General features: G+C 63.7%; 1 protein-coding gene. It reads left to right on the forward strand.

From position 1 onward, the window contains the following. Positions 1-19 precede the first annotated feature (19 nt). Positions 20-248, forward strand: a 229-nt coding sequence (locus AC1RO3_RS09340) for an MgtC/SapB family protein (RefSeq protein ID WP_481764142.1), incomplete at its 3' end; no start/stop codon positions are given.

The raw sequence follows: 248 nt of genomic DNA on the forward strand, positions 1-248 counted from the left end.
GTTGGCAGCGGGCTGCGGGATGCTTATCGGACTGGAACGCCAGTACCGTTCCCGTACGGCAGGGTTAAGAACGCAGGCTCTGGTCGCGCTTAGTGCGGCGTCCTTCGTTTTGTTCGGGATTCAAGTCGGCACCCCGCAAGCACCTCTTCAGATCGCGGCGTCTGTGGTCTCCGGCGTTGGCTTCCTCGGCGGTGGGGTGATCCTCCGGCAGGGATTTACGGTGCCGGGGCTCAACACTGCCGCGACAC

The organism is Dellaglioa sp. CoH-57-MRSF-19, assembly GCF_056781975.1.